The organism is Streptomyces sp. NPDC091287 (assembly GCF_044768525.1).
In the GTDB taxonomy this organism is placed as follows: domain Bacteria; phylum Actinomycetota; class Actinomycetes; order Streptomycetales; family Streptomycetaceae; genus Streptomyces.
In genome coordinates this window covers 152,231-167,030 of the sequence record NZ_JBIVUV010000019.1, presented here as the reverse complement: position 1 = coordinate 167,030, position 14,800 = coordinate 152,231, and the positions used below count along the sequence as shown (strand labels likewise).

Here is a 14,800-nt window from a genome sequence, read left to right as displayed (position 1 = left end):
TCGGCACAGGACGGAGGTCATGGGCCGAGTGTAGCGGCCACAGGGCGCCGGGCCGCGTGGAACAGGCAGGAATAGGCAGGAGGGGGGTCCCGTTATAGGGCATAGTTCAACGTTCAACCAAATCGGCCAGGGGCTTCGGGCGGCGCTTCGGAAACCACGGCCGGGACTCAGGAAGGCGGACGCCATGCAGTTCGGGATCTTCACCGTCGGGGACGTCACGACCGACCCGACCACCGGCCGGACCCCCACCGAGAACGAGCGGATCAAGGCGACCCTGGCCATCGCGCAGAAGGCCGAGGAGGTCGGCCTGGACGTCTTCGCGACCGGCGAGCACCACAACCCGCCGTTCGTCCCGTCCTCCCCGACGACCACCCTCGGCTACATCGCCGCCCGCACCGAGAACCTCGTCCTGTCCACCTCCACCACGCTGATCACCACCAACGACCCGGTGAAGATCGCCGAGGACTACGCCACCCTCCAGCACCTCGCGGACGGCCGCGTCGACCTGATGATGGGCCGGGGCAACACCGGGCCGGTCTACCCCTGGTTCGGCAAGGACATCCGCCAGGGCATCCCGATGGCGATCGAGAACTACGCCCTGCTGCACAAGCTGTGGCGCGAGGACGTCGTGGACTGGGAGGGCAAGTTCCGTACACCGCTCCAGTCCTTCACCGCCACCCCGCGCCCGCTGGACGGCGTCCCGCCGTTCGTCTGGCACGGCTCCATCCTTCCCCAAGCTCTTAAGGAGCAGGGGAGACCCCATTCCCCGAGATCGCCGAGCAGGCCGCGTACTACGGCGACGGCTTCTTCCACAACAACATCTTCTGGCCCATGGAGCACACGAGGAAGATGGTCGACCTCTACCGGCGCCGCTACGCCCACTACGGGCACGGCACCGCCGACCAGGCCATCGTCGGACTCGGCGGCCAGGTGTTCATGCGCAAGAACTCGCAGGACGCGGTACGGGAGTTCCGCCCGTACTTCGACAACGCGCCGGTCTACGGCCACGGCCCGTCCCTGGAGGACTTCACCCGCGAGACCCCGCTGACCGTGGGCTCCCCGCAGGAGGTCATCGAGCGGACCCTGACGTTCCGGGACGCGGTCGGCGACTACCAGCGCCAGCTGTTCCTGATGGACCACGCGGGGCTCCCCCTGAAGACGGTCCTGGAGCAGCTCGACATCCTCGGCGAGGACGTCGTACCGGTGCTGCGCAAGGAGTTCGCCAACCTGCGGCCGGCCGGAGTGCCGGAGTCCGCGCCCGTCCACCCGGCGGTCGCCGCCGCCCGAGCCTCTGGAAAGGAGGCCTGACCCCGATGTTCGCCACCACCCCCCTGCGCATCGTCGCCGTCTCGGCCGGGCTCAGCCAGCCGTCCTCCACCCGGCTGCTGGCCGACCGGCTGGCCGCCGCCGCCCGCGAGCGCCTCGCGGCCGAGCAGGACCGGAACGTCAAGGTCCAGGTCATCGAGGTCCGCGATCTCGCCGTGGACATCGCCCACCACCTGCTCAGCGGCTTCCCCTCGGCCACGCTGCGGGAAGCGATCGACGCGGTGACGGAGGCCGACGGGCTGATCGCCGTGACGCCGGTGTTCACCGCCTCGTACAGCGGTCTGTTCAAGTCGTTCTTCGACCTGATCGACAACACCGCGCTGACCGGCAAGCCCGTGGTGATCGCCGCGACGGGCGGGACGGCACGGCACTCGCTGGTCCTGGAGCACGCGCTGCGCCCGCTCTTCGCCTACCTGCGGGCCGTCACCGTGCCCACCTCCGTCTACGCGGCCTCGGAGGACTGGGGCTCCTGGGGCGACGAGTACACCGAGGGCCTGCCGTCCCGGATCCGGCGCGCCGGCGGCGAGCTGGCCTCCGCGGTCCTGGGCCGTACGGTCTCCGGCGCCTCGCGGGCCCCGGGCCTGGACGACGGGGAGGACGCTGTCGTCCCGTTCGAGCAGCAGCTCGCGGACCTGCGGCTGGACTGATGCCGTGGGGGTGGACCGAAGCCGTGGGGGTGGACGACGCCGTGGGGGTGGTTCACACCGACCCGCCCCCACTTGTCCGATGTGATTACAGTGAGATCGAACGCCGTACAAGCGGGACAGAACGGGACCGCGCTGTACGGACTCACTGGGCTGTACCGAGCTGGAGGCACATATGGGCAGGATCGTTGTGGGCGTCGACGGCTCCGACTCCTCGATCAAGGCGCTGCACTGGGCCGTGCGCCAGGCCGAGCTGACCGGCGCCACGGTGGAGGCCGTGAACAGCTGGGAGTACCCCGCCACCAGCTGGGCGTCGATGATGCCGGGCATGCCGGAGGACTTCGACCCGCAGGCCCTGGCCACCGTCTCCCTCACCGAGGCGCTGGAGGAGGCCCTCGGCGCCGAGGGGGCCGCCGCGGTCAGCAAGGTCGTGGTCATCGGCAATCCGGCCCAGGCCCTGCTCGACCGCGCCCAGGGCGCCGATCTGCTCGTCGTGGGAGCCCGCGGCCACACCGGCCTGAAGGCCACCCTGCTCGGCTCGGTCAGCCTCCACGTCACCCAGCACGCGCCGTGCCCGGTGACGGTCGTACGCGACTGAGCCCGCTCAGCGGTCGCACGCGACCGAGCTGTCTCAGCGGTCGCACGCATCCGAGCCGTCTCAGCGGTCGCACGCGACCGCGCTGTCTCTCCGGTCAGAAAACGGAGGGGTCGTTGTCAGTGGCTGCTCCTATCGTGTGGGCATGACCCCTGCTCTCTTCGGGCGCGACCACCCCGCAGGCGTTCTCCGCTCGGAGATCGCCCGGGCCACGGACAGCCACGGCGGTCTCGTGCTGGTCACCGGCGAGGCCGGGATCGGCAAGAGCACGCTCGTCACCGACGCCGCCCACGAGGCCCGGCGGCGCGGGGCACTGGTGGTCGGAGGCTCCTGCTGGGACTCGGACAACACCCCCGGCTACTGGCCCTGGGTCCAGATCCTGCGCGGCCTCCGCCGGTCCGCCACCGCGGCCGAATGGGCAGCGGCCCAGGACGCGTCGGACGGCCGGCTCGCCGCGCTCCTGGGCGACCCGGTCAGGGTCGCCATGGGCGGTGCGGACGGTCCCAGCCTGCCTTCGGCTCCGGGGCCGACCCCTGGTGCCGCCGGTGGGCCGGGGCCCGACGGGGCGCACGGCGACGGGCCCGGCACGGAAACGGGCACGAGCCCGCCGGGCGACGGTTCGCCGGAGGGGGCCGAGGCCTTCGGGCTCTTCGACGCGGTGACCACGGCCCTCGTCACGGTCTCCCAGAGCCGGCCGCTGGTGGTCGTCCTCGACGATCTGCACAGCGCCGACCCGGCCTCCCTGCGCCTGCTCGAATTCGCCGCCCAGCACGCCTGGTTCGAGCGGCTGCTGCTGATCGGCACCTACCGGGACGTCGAGGTGGAGGCCCCCGGGCACCCGCTCCAGCAGCTGATCCTGCCGCTGGTCTCGCGCGCCGCCGCCACCCTCACCCTGACCGGCCTCGGCCGGGACGAAGTGGGGGCGCTGATGACGGTGACGACGGGCCGCGAGCCCACACCGCGGCTGGTCGACGAGGTTCACCGGCGCACCGGCGGCAACCCCTTCTTCGTCGAGCAGACCGCCCGGCTCTGGCACAGCGGAAGCCCGGTCTCCACCATTCCGCCCGGCGTGCGGGAAGCGGTCCGCCGGCGGCTCGCCCTGCTGCCCGAGCCCGTCGTCTCCCTGCTGACCAGCGCCGCCCTGCTCGGCCGGGAATTCGGCCGTCAGGTCCTGGCCGTGGTGCACGGCGCCCCGGTCCCCCACGTGGACCGGCTGCTGGAGCCCGCCGTCGTCGCCCGTGTCGTCGTCCCCCGCCCCTCCAGGCAGTACGCCTTCGCCCACGACCTGCTGCGCGAGACGCTGTACGCCTCGCTGGACGACGCCGGGGCCCGTGAACGCCACGCCGCCGCCGTACGGTCCCTGGACGCGCACAGCGGCCTCGGCGACGCGGTGCGGCCCGGCGACCTCGCCCGGCACGCCCACCTCGCCGGCGAGGCCCTGGACCGCGACCGCCGGATCGACCTACTGCTGGCGGCCGCCCGGGACGCCTCGGGACGCCTGGCCGACGAGGAGGCCTTTGGCCACTACCGGCGCGCCCTCGCGGTGGCCGGGGCGGGCCCGGCGGGTGCGGAGGGCCGGGGACCGGACCTCCGGCGTGCCGCACTGATCGGTCTCGACCTCGCCGGACAGCTCCGGCACGCGGGGGAGACGGCCGAGGCGGAGCGGCTGCTGGACCGGTCGGTCGCCCTGGCCCGGGAGCTGGACGAACCGGAGCTGCTGGCCCGGGTGGCAATCACCATCCACCGGGACGGGTCCTTCGGCGGCCACGGCGTGGCCACGATGGGCCTCCTCGCCGAGGCACACCGCAGGATCACCGGCAAGGAGGGCCAGGAGGGGCTCTCCGACGACCGGCTCGCCCAGGAACTGGCCATCCACATCATGGCGCTGGCCCGGAGCGGCTCGGACGACGAGGCGCTCGCCTTCTCGCTCTGGGCGCGCCACGACTCCGTGTGGGGTCTCGGCTCGGCGGTGGAGCGGCTCGGGCTGACCGACGAGATGACCGTCGTCGGCCGGCGCACCCACCACCAGGACATGGAACTGAACGCGACGTCCATGCGCTGGGTGACGCTGCTGGAGCTGGGCGACCCGGCCTTCCTCGACCAGTTCCGGGCGTTCGTCCGGCTCGCCGAGCTGACCGAGCTGCCCCGGTTCGCCCTGGGGGTCGCCGTCGACACCAGCCTGATCGCCTCCCTGCAAGGCCGGTTCGCCGAGGCGTCCACCGCGCTGGAGGACGACGCACTCAACCAGGAGAACAGCGACCACGCCTCGTTCGGCTTCATGGGGTACCACCTGCGCTGGGCGATGCACCTGCTCCGGGGCCACTTCGCCGAGGCCGAGGAGACCCTCGGCGAGCTTCCGGGCTCCGGGTATCCCTATCCCGGGCTGCTGGAAGCGGTCACCGCGGCGGAGCAGGGCGACGCCGCTCCCGCGCTGCGCCTGATCGCCGAGCACGCGGACCGCGCCGCACCCTACCCGCGGGCGTTCATGCCGCTGTGGCTCCGGCTGCTGGCCCGGACGGCCGCGATCACGCGCGACCCACGGCTCATCACCCGCGCGGAGGACGAGCTGACGCCCTACACGGGCCAGTGGGTCGTCTCGCTGTACGGGTGCGACATCGGCGGCCCCGTCGACCTCTGGCTCGGGATGCTCGCCGCCGCGCGCGACGACCAGGACGCGGCGGTGGCGGCGCTCACCGAGGCCGCCGCCTCCTCGGACCGCCTCGGCGCCCGCCCCTGGGCCGTACGTGCCCGGCTGTGCCTGGCCCGCTCCCTGCTCGCCCGCGCCGACTCGACCGGTGACGGAGCAGCCGGTGGCGGGGCAGCCGGTGACGCCAGGCAGGCCCGTCGGCTCCTCGGTGAAGTGGAGCGGGAGGCGGGCGAGTTGGCCCTGACCCACATGGCGGCCGAGGCCGCGGCCCTCCGCTCGGCCCCTCCCATCACGGCCCCCACCGCTGCTACCGCTACCGCTACCGCAATCGACGCCCCCACCGCCCCCCATCCAGCCACCATCACCGCTTCCGGTCCCGCCGTCCCGCAGGACCAGGGCCAGGACCAGGGCCAGGACCCGGTCGCGGCCACGGACCGGGGCACGGCCGGTTCGTCGGCAGGGGCCCGGGCCGTGCCGTCCGCCGAATTCCGGCGGAACGGACCGGTGTGGCAGCTGCGTTGGGACGGGGTGACCGTGCACGTCCCGGACGCCAAGGGCCTGCGGGACCTGCACAGCCTGCTGGGGCTGCCCGGCGCCGATGTCCCGGCCGTCCGGCTCCTGGCGCCCGAGGGCGGGGAGCTCGTGATCGCCGCCGGGCAGCTCGGCGGCGATCCGGTGCTGGACGAGGAGGCCAAGCGCCGCTACAAGGAACACCTGGCCCGGCTCGACGCCGAGATAGATCGAGCCGCCGCCCGGGACGACGCCCGGGGGGTCGAGAAGTACGACCGGGAGCGGCAGGCCCTCCTCGACGAGCTCCGCACCGCGGCCGGGCTCGGCGGCCGGACCCGCCGACTGGGCGACCAGACCGAGCGGGCCCGCAAGACGGTCACCGCCCGGATCCGCGACACCCTGCGGAAGCTGGACACCCTGCACCCCGCGCTGGCGGCCCATCTGAAGGCCTCCGTGACGACCGGGACCACCTGCGCCTACCGTCCCGAGCACGCCCCCGACTGGCGGCTCTGACCCGAGCCGCTACTCCTCTTTGCCGCTACTCCTCGACGACGTCGGCGACGACGCACGCCACGTTGTCGGGTCCGCCCGCCTCGCGGGCCAGACCGACCAACCGGCGTACGGCCCCCTCCGGGTCCTCCGCCGCGATGACCGCGGCCCTCAGCTCCGCCTCGTCCACCACTGCGGACAGCCCGTCCGAGCAGAGCAGATAGCGGTCCCCGGCCATCACCTCCCGCAAACTGACGTCGGGGCGGCTCGCCACGATCACCGGGGCGGACCGCGCCTCCCCGACCAGCGCCTTCAGCAGCAGAGCAGGCCCCGGGTGGGAAGCGGCCTCCTCCCGGCTCAGCGAACCGTCGTCGATCATCGACTGGACCAGGCTGTGGTCATGCGTGATCCGGAACAGCTCCCCGCCCCGCAGCAGATAGGCCCGCGAGTCCCCGATGTGCACGAGCCCGAGCCGCGATCCGGTCCACAGCATCGCGGTGAGCGTGGTCCCCGAACCGTCCGGGGCCGCACAGGGCGCGACTGCGTCCCGGACCGCCCGCGAAGCGGAATCCGCCGTGTCCTCCAGGGCGTTCAGCAGATCCGCCGCGGACAGCGCACCCTCCCGGGCGCCCCACGCGGAAGGCTTGAGCGCCTCGATCGCCGCCGCACTCGCCTCGGCCCCGCCCTCCCCGAAACCGTCGGCGACCGCCAGCAGCCGTGGCCCCGCGAACGCCGCGTCCTGGTTCGCCGTACGCACCGCACCGGTATCGGTCAGCGCCGCACACCGGATCGCGAGCGGCACGGCCCCCGCACCGCTACCTGTGTCCCCTGTGTTGCCCGTGCTGCCTGTGCTCTCCGTGTTGCCTGTGTTCCCTGTGTTCCCTGTGTTGCCCGGTATTCGCGACATGCCCCTGCCCTCCGCTGACAGATGGTCGACGAGGTACATCGCCAGATCGCGCCGGGCCGCCGTCTCGGCCTCCACCCGCGCCCAGTAGGCCCGGATCTCCACGGCCGCGGCGCCCGCGTCGAGCGCCACGACCCGGCCGATCCGGCTCAGGGGCATGCCGATTCTGCGCAGCCACGCCACTAGCCGGGCCCCCTCCGTCTGCGCCGGGTCGTAGTACCGGTAACCGTTCACCGGGTCGACCAGGGCGGGCCGGAGCAGCCCCAGCTCGTCGTAGCGCCGGAGCGCCTTGGGGGAGAGCCGGGACAACCGGGCGAACTCCCCGATCGTCACCAGCTCTCCGCTCGCGGCGCCCACCGCTCGGCCTTCGCGTTCCACCCCGTACCTCCTCGTACCGGGCGCCTTCCGCCCGGCCCCACCGATGCTGGGGCTTCCCCTGCGGGGAAGGTCAAGGGCGCACGCGGCGGATACGTCCGCGACGCACGGGCGGGCGAGCCTGCCCGCCGCGGGTCACTTCCGGTTGTAGAGCCGCATCGTCACCGCGCCGAAGACCACCAGGAGCACCCCGGACCAGCCCAGTGTCCAGGCGATGTCGGAGGCCGGCCAGTTGCCCTCCATCAGCTCACGCACCGCCGTGGAGAGGTGGGTGACCGGGCTGTTGTTCACGAAGACCTGGAGCCAGCCCGGCATCGTCTTCGGGTCGACGAAGACATTGCTGAGGAACGTCAGCGGGAAGATCACCATCATGCTGACGCCCATCACCGACTTCTCGGAGCGCAGCAGCAGCCCGAACATCGTCCAGATCCAGGAGAACGCGAACGAGAACACGACCAGCAGAGCGACACCGGCCAGCACACCGAGCACACCGCCGTCCGGACGGAACCCGATGATCATGCCGACGGCGAGCATCACCGCCGACGCCAGCAGATAGCGCAGGACGTCGCCGAGCAGATAGCCGACCATCGGGGCGGGCCGCCAGATCGGCAGCGTGCGGAACCGGTCGAAGACGCCCTTGGCGATGTCCGTGTTCACCGCGATACCCGTGTACATCGTGATCATCACGACGCTCATCACCATGATGCCGGGCAGCAGGAACTGGATGTACTCCTCCGTGGAGCCGGCCAGCGCCCCTCCGAAGAGGTACGTGTACATCAGGACCAGCATGATCGGAAAAGCCGTCACATCGAAGAGCTGTTCCGGCACATGCTTGATCTTCAGCATGGCGCGCCAGCCGAAGGTCATCGATGCCGACAGGGCACTGGGCCTCGGTGGGCGCTCCTGGCCCACCAGGAGCGCCGAGAGGCGTTCCTTGTCCGGCGCGGCGAGCTCGACGCCCTCCAGCTCCGTCTTGGCGGTCGCGGTGCTCATGCCGCCACTCCCTTCTTGTCCGTGAGTGCGAGGAAGACCTCGTCGAGGCTGGGCTGTCCCAGCGAGAAGTTGTCGACCGTGATGCCGCGACGGGCCAGCTCGGCCAGGGCACGCCCGGCCTGCTCCGCGGCCCCCTGCTCGGTGCTCTGCCCGTCGACCCGGGCGGTCAGCGCCACCGGGTCCGCTTCCAGCTGGACCTCCGCGTTCAGCGCGAGCGCCAGCACCTGCTGCGCCTCGGCCCGCTGGTCGGCGTCCCGCAGCCGCAGATGGACGGTGCCGGCGCCGACGGACGCCTTGAGCTCGCCCTTCGTTCCCTCGGCGATGACCTTGCCGTGGTCGATCACCGCGATACGGGAGGCCAACTGGTCGGCCTCGTCCAGATACTGGGTGGTCAGCAGGACCGTGGTGCCGTGGGCGACGACCGCCCGCACGATGTCCCACACCTGGTTGCGGCTGCGGGGGTCGAGTCCGGTGGTCGGCTCGTCCAGGAACAGCACGTCCGGGGTGTTCAGGATGGACGCGGCGATGTCGATGCGCCGCCGCATGCCTCCCGAGTAGTTCTTCACCTGCTTGCCCGCCGCCTCGCTCAGCCCGAACCCTTCGAGCAGCTGGGCCGCCCGGTCGCGGGCCGCCGGCTTGGAGTGGCCGAGCAGCCGGGCGAGCAGGACGAGGTTCTCCACTCCGGTCAGGTCCTCGTCCACCGAGGCGTACTGCCCGGTCAGGCTGACCCGGCTGCGGACCGCGTCGGCTTCCTTCACGACGTCCTTGCCGAACACCCGGGCCGTGCCGCCGTCGGGGCGCAGCAGGGTCGCGAGCATGCGGACGGCGGTGGTCTTCCCGGCGCCGTTGGGTCCGAGGACGCCGTAGACGGTGCCGGTGGGGACGGCGAGGTCGATGCCGTCCACCGCACGGTTGTCGCCGAAGACCTTCACCAGCCCCGTGGTCTCGATGGCCAGTTCAGTACTCATGATCCATTCCTTGTGGGTCGTCGGAGAAGGTCGGTGATCTGCGTCTGGTTCCGGGAGCTCATGAGACGTACGGGCGGACGGCGCGCGCCTCGCGCAGGGCCCAGCCCCACCAGCCGAGCTGGTCGAGCATCAGCCCCACGGACCGGTCCCGCCCGGTGTCGCCGGGGTGCCCCTCCAGCGGCTGCCGGAGGAAGTCGAGCGCGACCCCGTTCCTCAGGGTCACCGTGTGCAGCTCGGTGAAGACCGAACGCAGCTGCTCCACGGCGTACAGCCCGGCGGAACCGTGTCCGTAGCTCACGAAGGCGACCGGCTTGGTCTGCCACTCCTCGTAGGCGAAGTCGATGGCCTGCTTCAGGGAGGCGGGGAACGAGCGGTTGTACTCGGGGGTGACCACGACGAAGGCCTCGGCCCTGGCGATCTCCTCGGTGAACCCCGTCATCTGCTCGGTCGCGCGCCCGGGGTAGTGCACGGGGAAGTCGTAATCCGCGAGATCCAGCACGGCGAGGTCCAGCTCGCTCCGGTCCTGGGCCCGCTCCATGAACCAGCGGCCGACCGCATCGCCGATGCGGCCCTCGCGGGTGCTGCCGATGATCACCGCGACACGCAGGGGCAGGCTGCTTCCCGCGTCCCGGCGCCGGCCGGCGCTCTCGTCCGCGCTCCCGCCGGCGCTCTCGTCCGTCGTCATCCCTCGCTCCTCCTCCCGCGACCTCCGTCGCCTCCCGGACCTCCCGGGCCTTTCGTCCGCCCCGGCCCGTTCCGCTCCCTCACCTCTTGGGCGCCAGACGCGGGGGCGCGGCCGCCAGATTGAATCTGGCGGCCGCGCACGCGGTGGGAAAGGACCGGAACCCGGTCCCGGACGGCGGACGGGATTCAGGTCTCCCGCGTGTAGAAGACGTAGAACGAGACGCAGAGGACGCCCGCCCCGACCACCAGACCCAGAACGGTCGACCTCAGCACGCTGGTGTCGGTGAGGCTCACCAGAAAGCCGATGGCGCACGCGGTCAGCGCGCCGTACACGGCTGCCCGCAGTTCGCGCGGCAGCGAGCGCTGGATCCGGCCCACTGCGAAGCAGAGGACCGCCAGAGCGACACCGGAGACGAGCCCCAGCAGGACCTGCCCGCCGGTGCTGGGACCGCCGTCGCGACGGATGAACGCCGCGTAGAACCCGTAGGCCACGCCGAGCACCAGGGGCAGTGCCCAGGCCAGCGGGGTGTGGTGGCGGGTCCGCGCATGGGCGCGGGAACCTCTTCGGCCGGGCATGGCTGCGTGTGTGGCCATCGCGGACAGCTCCTTCCGTCGCCCCCGTCGCACGCCCCGTTCCTCCAGAGCACACCCGACCGCGCCGCCCGGCAACTCGAATGGCGTACGGCCCGGAGCGGCCCGGCCCCGTACGGGATTCCCTGGAGACGTGCGGACCTCTCCCTCGGCAATCCCGGCGACCACCGCGGCCTTCTCGGCGCTCCTGCTCGTTCTGCTCGCCGTCCTCGTGCCGCTGAGCGCTCTCTCCGCCTGGGTCGACCTGGAGATCGACGACACCGACCGGTACGTCACCGCCGTGTCGCCGCTCTCCTCCGATCCGGCGGTGCGGAGCACCGTCGCGGACCTGGTCACCGAGGAGGCGATGCGGCAGATCGATCTCGGTCCGCTCCAGGACACGGTCCGGGAATTCCTGCACGAGACCGTGCGGTCGTTCACCACCACCGATGCCTTCCGGAATGCCTGGGACACCGCGAACCGGGCCGCCCACAAGGCCGTGGCCGCCGCCCTGGACGGTGACAGCGGGGAGGCCGTGACGATCGATCTGGCCCCGGTGATCGACCAGGTCAAACAGGATCTGGTACGTGACGGCGTGCCGTTCGCCGACCAGATCCCGGTCGAGCGGACGGAGATCACCGTGCTCGGCCCCGGTCAGGCCGACGACCTCAGGAACTCGTTCCGCTGGCTCCGCTACTGCAGCATCTGGCCGGCCGTCGCCACGCTGGTGTTCCTCGTCCTGGTGGTGGGCATCGCCACCGTACGGCGCGGGCTGCGGGCCGGGCTGTGGGCCACCGCGACCGTGGGCGCCGGGTTCGTGCTCGGTGCGATCGTGCTCCGGGTGCTGGTCGCGGTCGGCCGGAGCCAGGTGCTGGACGAGGTACCGGACAGCGACCGGGACACGGCCGCAGCCGTGGTCGACGCCCTGACCGCCTCCCTGCGGACCACGGTGTGGGCGGTGCTGGCAGTCGGTGCGGCCCTGCTCGTGGGGGCGGTGCTGACCCGGGTACTCCTGCGGAGCAGACGGTCCGCGGCCGACGTGCGATGAGGCGGCGCCGGGGTGAGAGTGGGGTCCGTGACCGCCGCCGAGCGACCCGAGAGAGGCGTCATGGCCGACCGCGACATCTTCGAGAACATCGACGACCTGGTCTCCGAGGAGCGCGACCTGCGCGACCGCTCCGTGGCGAAGATGGGCCTGTCCACGGACGAGAAGGCCCGGCTGCGGGCGGTGGAGGTCCAGCTCGACCAGTGCTGGGACCTGCTGCGCCGACGGCGGGCGCTCAACGAGTACGGCGAGGACCCCTCGACGGCGAAGGTCCGCCCCGCCGACGAGGTGGAGGGGTACCAGAGCTGACCGGGGCCCGCGAGGTGCGCCTGGAGCAGCCGGCCCGGTGTTTCACGTGAAACACCGGGTGGCGGCCTCAGCGCTCCGGCGGGTGTCCCTGAAGGCGTTCCATCTCCCGGCGATCGCGCTTGGTCGGACGGCCCGTGCCCCGGTCCCGTACGGGGACCTGGATCGCGAGCTCGCGGGGCGGCGGGGGCGGACTGTTGTCGACGAAGCACTCCACGGCCACCGGCGGGCCGACCCGCTTCTTCACGACCTTCGAGACGACGACCACCCGGTCCCGCCCCGCGTGCCGGAGCCGCACCTCGTCGCCGACGCGTACGGCCTGGGCGGGCTTGGCCCGCTCGCCGCCGACCTTCACATGTCCCGCCCGGCAGGCGGCAGCCGCCTGGGCACGGGTCTTCGTCAGCCGGACCGACCAGATCCACACGTCGACCCGGACGCTTCCCTCCGCCTGCGGCGCGTCACCGGAAACCATGGGTCCGACTGTAATGCGGACCGGGTGGTGAGCGGGCGGCAATAAGGCCGCCCGCCCACCGGACCTCACACGCCGATGTCGCGCCCGTCCCTGCGCCAGACGGCGACGACCGAGGGGCGGACGATCTTGCCCGGGCCGTCGGGCCAGACGCTCGCCGGCTTCTCGACGGAAGCCCCGTCGATCTCGCCCGGGTGCTGGACCGCGACCAGGACCCGGCGGTCCTGGATGACCGGACCGCAGGTCTCGGCCCCGGCCGGGACGGTGAGGAACTGCTTCAGTTCGCCGCGCCGGTCACCGTGGGTCGCCACGCCGAACAGCCCGTCGTGCGAGCCGAGCGCGTTGCCGTCCGTGGAGATCCACAGGTTGCCGTGGGCGTCGAACGCCACGTTGTCCGGGCAGGAGATGGGGCTGACGTTCTCCTTGGGGAAGCCGGAGAAATACGTCGCCGGATCGTCCGGGTCGCCCGCCACGAGGAACAGCCGCCAGGCGAAACCGTCGCCCGCCGGGTCGTCCCAGTTCTCCGCGAGCTCCAGGATCTGCCCGTGCTTGTTGCTGTTGCGCGGGTTCGCCTCGTCCGCGCCGGGCTTGCCCGCCTTGCCGCGGTCCGAGTTGTTGGTGAGCGCGACGTAGACGCGGCCGGTGCGCGGGGAGGGCTCGACGTCCTCCGGGCGGTCCATCTTGGTCGCGCCGACCTTGTCACCGGCGAGGCGCGTGTAGACGTACACCTCGTCGGCGGTCATGCCGGGCACGTGCGACGTGGTGCCGGTGGCCAGCGGGATCCAGACGCCGCTGCCGTCGAACTCCCCGTCGCCTGGCAGCTTTCCGGTGCCGTCGATCTCGGTGACCGGCGAGTCGCCGCTCAGCTTGGCGACGTACAGGGTGCCCTCGTCCAGCAGCGTCAGGTTGTGCTCGCGGGCCGCCCGCGAGTTGCCCTTCTTCATCCGCTTGCTGGAGACGAACTTGTAGAGGTAGTCGAACTTCTCGTCGTCGCCCATGTAGACGACCGGACGGCCGTCGGAGGTGAGCCGAGGCTGTGCCGCCTCGTGCTTGAACCGGCCCAGCGCGGTTCGCTTACGCGGGGTGGAGTCCGGGTCGTACGGGTCGAGTTCGACGACCCAGCCGAAGCGGTTGGCCTCGTTGGGCTCCTTCGCCAGGTCGAACCGGCGGTCGAACCGCTCCCACTTGCGCTCGGTGGCGCTCGTGCCGATCCCGTACCGCTTGTGCATGTCGGTGTTGCCGTTGGCGAAGTACTGGTTGAAGTTCTCCTCACCGTGCAGCGTGGTGCCCCACGGAGTGGTGCCGCCCGCGCAGTTGTTGAGGGTGCCGAGCACCTTGCGGCCGGACCGGTCCGCGGAGGTGCGCAGCAGGGTGCTGCCCGCGGCCGGGCCCGTCATGCGGAACTCGCTGGTCGCGGTCAGACGGCGGTTCAGCGGGTGCCGGTTGACCGGCCCCAGCTTGCCGGTGCGGTGCTCCTCCTGGACGACGACCACGGAGAGTCCGTGCGCCGCCCAGGCGATCTCCACCTGCTCACGGGTCGGGTTGGCCGGATCGTAACCGCGGAACATGAGGATCTCGTCCGTGTACTCATGGTTCGCGACCATGACCTGCCGACCCCGCTCGCCGCGCAGCGGGAGCAGGGAGAGGAAGTCGTTGTTGTAGCCGAACTGGCCGGCCTGGGCCTTCGCCGTCTGCTTGTCCGGGTTGAAGGCGGGCGCTCCGCGCAGGATCGGCTCGCCCCAGCGGATCACCACGTTCTGGGCGTACCCGTCGGGGATGGTGACCTTGTCGTCCTTGTTGGGCGCGACCGGCGAGAACCGCAGGCCACGCGCACCGGACGGGGCCGGTTTGTGGGGGTGACCGGGTTTGTACCCGTGTCCGGCGAGCGCGGCAGCCTCGGCCTGCGGGGCGCTCGGGCCGGTCAGGGCCGCGGTACCGGCGGCGGTGGCGACGGTGACCACGGCGGCGGCGCGCATCATCGAGCGGCGCGACACGGCACCGGCGATGATGTCGCCGGCGTACTCGTTGTCGCTGTTGTTGGGCGTCTCCTTGAAACAGGCGTCCCCGCAGCGGAAGCGGCAGGTCAGCGCGGAACGCCCCCCGGGATGCGAGCTGATGAACGGCAGCAGATTGCGCACGTGGATTCCCTCCGTCTGGTGTCGTGCGTGACGGTATGTGTGCCTCCACGCGGTCCGAGGGACTCCCGGTGAACGGCGGGTGAAGTCCGGGCCACCGCTGTTCCCTTGGGGGCCGGTGGTGGACACCGTCGTGGACT

Annotated in this window: 12 protein-coding genes and 1 pseudogene; 6 read left to right on the top strand and 7 right to left on the bottom strand. The window is 71.9% G+C overall.

Translation table 11 applies throughout. The features are described 5' to 3' along the window. The first annotated feature begins 184 nt into the window (after positions 1-184). The 4 genes and pseudogenes from ACIQRW_RS29580 to ACIQRW_RS29565 all read left to right on the top strand — a co-directional run bounded on the left by ACIQRW_RS29580 (position 185) and on the right by ACIQRW_RS29565 (position 6,235). Positions 185-1,308: pseudogene (locus ACIQRW_RS29580) on the top strand (LLM class flavin-dependent oxidoreductase). A gap of 5 nt (positions 1,309-1,313) precedes the next feature. Beyond that, on the top strand, positions 1,314-1,973 hold the full coding sequence (locus ACIQRW_RS29575; protein ID WP_403765782.1) for a CE1759 family FMN reductase: 660 nt from the start codon (positions 1,314-1,316) through the stop codon (positions 1,971-1,973). Between the two features lie 172 nt (positions 1,974-2,145). Beyond that, a complete protein-coding gene (locus tag ACIQRW_RS29570; protein WP_371624535.1) occupies positions 2,146-2,568 on the top strand; it encodes a universal stress protein in 423 nt (140 codons plus the stop codon). Positions 2,569-2,710: 142 nt separating this feature from the next. Further along, the gene (locus tag ACIQRW_RS29565) at positions 2,711-6,235 is read left to right on the top strand and encodes an ATP-binding protein (protein WP_403765780.1); all 3,525 of its coding nucleotides are present in this window, start codon (positions 2,711-2,713) and stop codon (positions 6,233-6,235) included. Between the two features lie 25 nt (positions 6,236-6,260). Here ACIQRW_RS29565 and ACIQRW_RS29560 read toward each other — a convergent pair whose 3' ends face one another. The 5 genes from ACIQRW_RS29560 to ACIQRW_RS29540 form a co-directional block, all read right to left on the bottom strand. Beyond that, positions 6,261-7,493, bottom strand: a complete 1,233-nt coding sequence (locus tag ACIQRW_RS29560; protein ID WP_403765777.1) for a MerR family DNA-binding transcriptional regulator — start codon at positions 7,491-7,493, stop codon at positions 6,261-6,263. A gap of 132 nt (positions 7,494-7,625) precedes the next feature. Further along, on the bottom strand, positions 7,626-8,483 hold the full coding sequence (locus ACIQRW_RS29555; RefSeq protein ID WP_403765774.1) for an ABC transporter permease: 858 nt from the start codon (positions 8,481-8,483) through the stop codon (positions 7,626-7,628). Then, a complete protein-coding gene (locus tag ACIQRW_RS29550; RefSeq protein WP_403765771.1) occupies positions 8,480-9,451 on the bottom strand; it encodes an ATP-binding cassette domain-containing protein in 972 nt (323 codons plus the stop codon). The genes ACIQRW_RS29555 and ACIQRW_RS29550 overlap by 4 nt, the downstream gene beginning before the upstream one ends. A 58-nt stretch (positions 9,452-9,509) precedes the next feature. Further along, positions 9,510-10,136 (bottom strand): NADPH-dependent FMN reductase, encoded by a 627-nt coding sequence (locus ACIQRW_RS29545; RefSeq protein WP_403765768.1) that lies wholly within the window; start codon positions 10,134-10,136, stop codon positions 9,510-9,512. A 185-nt stretch (positions 10,137-10,321) separates the two neighbouring features. After that, positions 10,322-10,729, bottom strand: coding sequence for a hypothetical protein (locus ACIQRW_RS29540; protein ID WP_403765765.1), 408 nt, complete (start codon positions 10,727-10,729; stop codon positions 10,322-10,324). Positions 10,730-10,859: 130 nt separating this feature from the next. Between ACIQRW_RS29540 and ACIQRW_RS29535 the strand changes: the two genes are divergently transcribed. Then, on the top strand, positions 10,860-11,753 hold the full coding sequence (locus ACIQRW_RS29535) for a hypothetical protein (protein WP_403765762.1): 894 nt from the start codon (positions 10,860-10,862) through the stop codon (positions 11,751-11,753). A gap of 60 nt (positions 11,754-11,813) precedes the next feature. After that, complete coding sequence (locus ACIQRW_RS29530; protein WP_403765759.1) at positions 11,814-12,059, top strand: DUF2630 family protein; 246 nt, start codon at positions 11,814-11,816, stop codon at positions 12,057-12,059. A 67-nt stretch (positions 12,060-12,126) separates the two neighbouring features. On the opposite strand, the gene ACIQRW_RS29525 is transcribed toward ACIQRW_RS29530, so the two are convergent. Beyond that, the gene (locus ACIQRW_RS29525; RefSeq protein WP_403765756.1) at positions 12,127-12,528 is read right to left on the bottom strand and encodes an RNA-binding S4 domain-containing protein; all 402 of its coding nucleotides are present in this window, start codon (positions 12,526-12,528) and stop codon (positions 12,127-12,129) included. A 65-nt stretch (positions 12,529-12,593) separates the two neighbouring features. Then, positions 12,594-14,663: a PhoX family protein gene (locus ACIQRW_RS29520; RefSeq protein ID WP_403765753.1), complete on the bottom strand. Its 2,070-nt coding sequence runs from the start codon at positions 14,661-14,663 to the stop codon at positions 12,594-12,596. Positions 14,664-14,800 lie beyond the last annotated feature (137 nt).

Excerpts from the sequence above, each read along its gene's own strand:
- ACIQRW_RS29575 (WP_403765782.1), top strand. The coding sequence starts at position 1,314 with ATGTTCGCCACCACCCCCCTGCGCATCGTCGCCGTCTCGGCCGGGCTC.
- ACIQRW_RS29570 (WP_371624535.1), top strand. The coding sequence starts at position 2,146 with ATGGGCAGGATCGTTGTGGGCGTCGACGGCTCCGACTCCTCGATCAAG.
- ACIQRW_RS29565 (WP_403765780.1), top strand. The coding sequence starts at position 2,711 with ATGACCCCTGCTCTCTTCGGGCGCGACCACCCCGCAGGCGTTCTCCGC.
- ACIQRW_RS29555 (WP_403765774.1), bottom strand. The coding sequence starts at position 8,483 with ATGAGCACCGCGACCGCCAAGACGGAGCTGGAGGGCGTCGAGCTCGCC.
- ACIQRW_RS29550 (WP_403765771.1), bottom strand. The coding sequence starts at position 9,451 with ATGAGTACTGAACTGGCCATCGAGACCACGGGGCTGGTGAAGGTCTTC.
- ACIQRW_RS29545 (WP_403765768.1), bottom strand. The coding sequence starts at position 10,136 with ATGACGACGGACGAGAGCGCCGGCGGGAGCGCGGACGAGAGCGCCGGC.
- ACIQRW_RS29540 (WP_403765765.1), bottom strand. The coding sequence starts at position 10,729 with ATGGCCACACACGCAGCCATGCCCGGCCGAAGAGGTTCCCGCGCCCAT.
- ACIQRW_RS29530 (WP_403765759.1), top strand. The coding sequence starts at position 11,814 with ATGGCCGACCGCGACATCTTCGAGAACATCGACGACCTGGTCTCCGAG.
- ACIQRW_RS29525 (WP_403765756.1), bottom strand. The coding sequence starts at position 12,528 with ATGGTTTCCGGTGACGCGCCGCAGGCGGAGGGAAGCGTCCGGGTCGAC.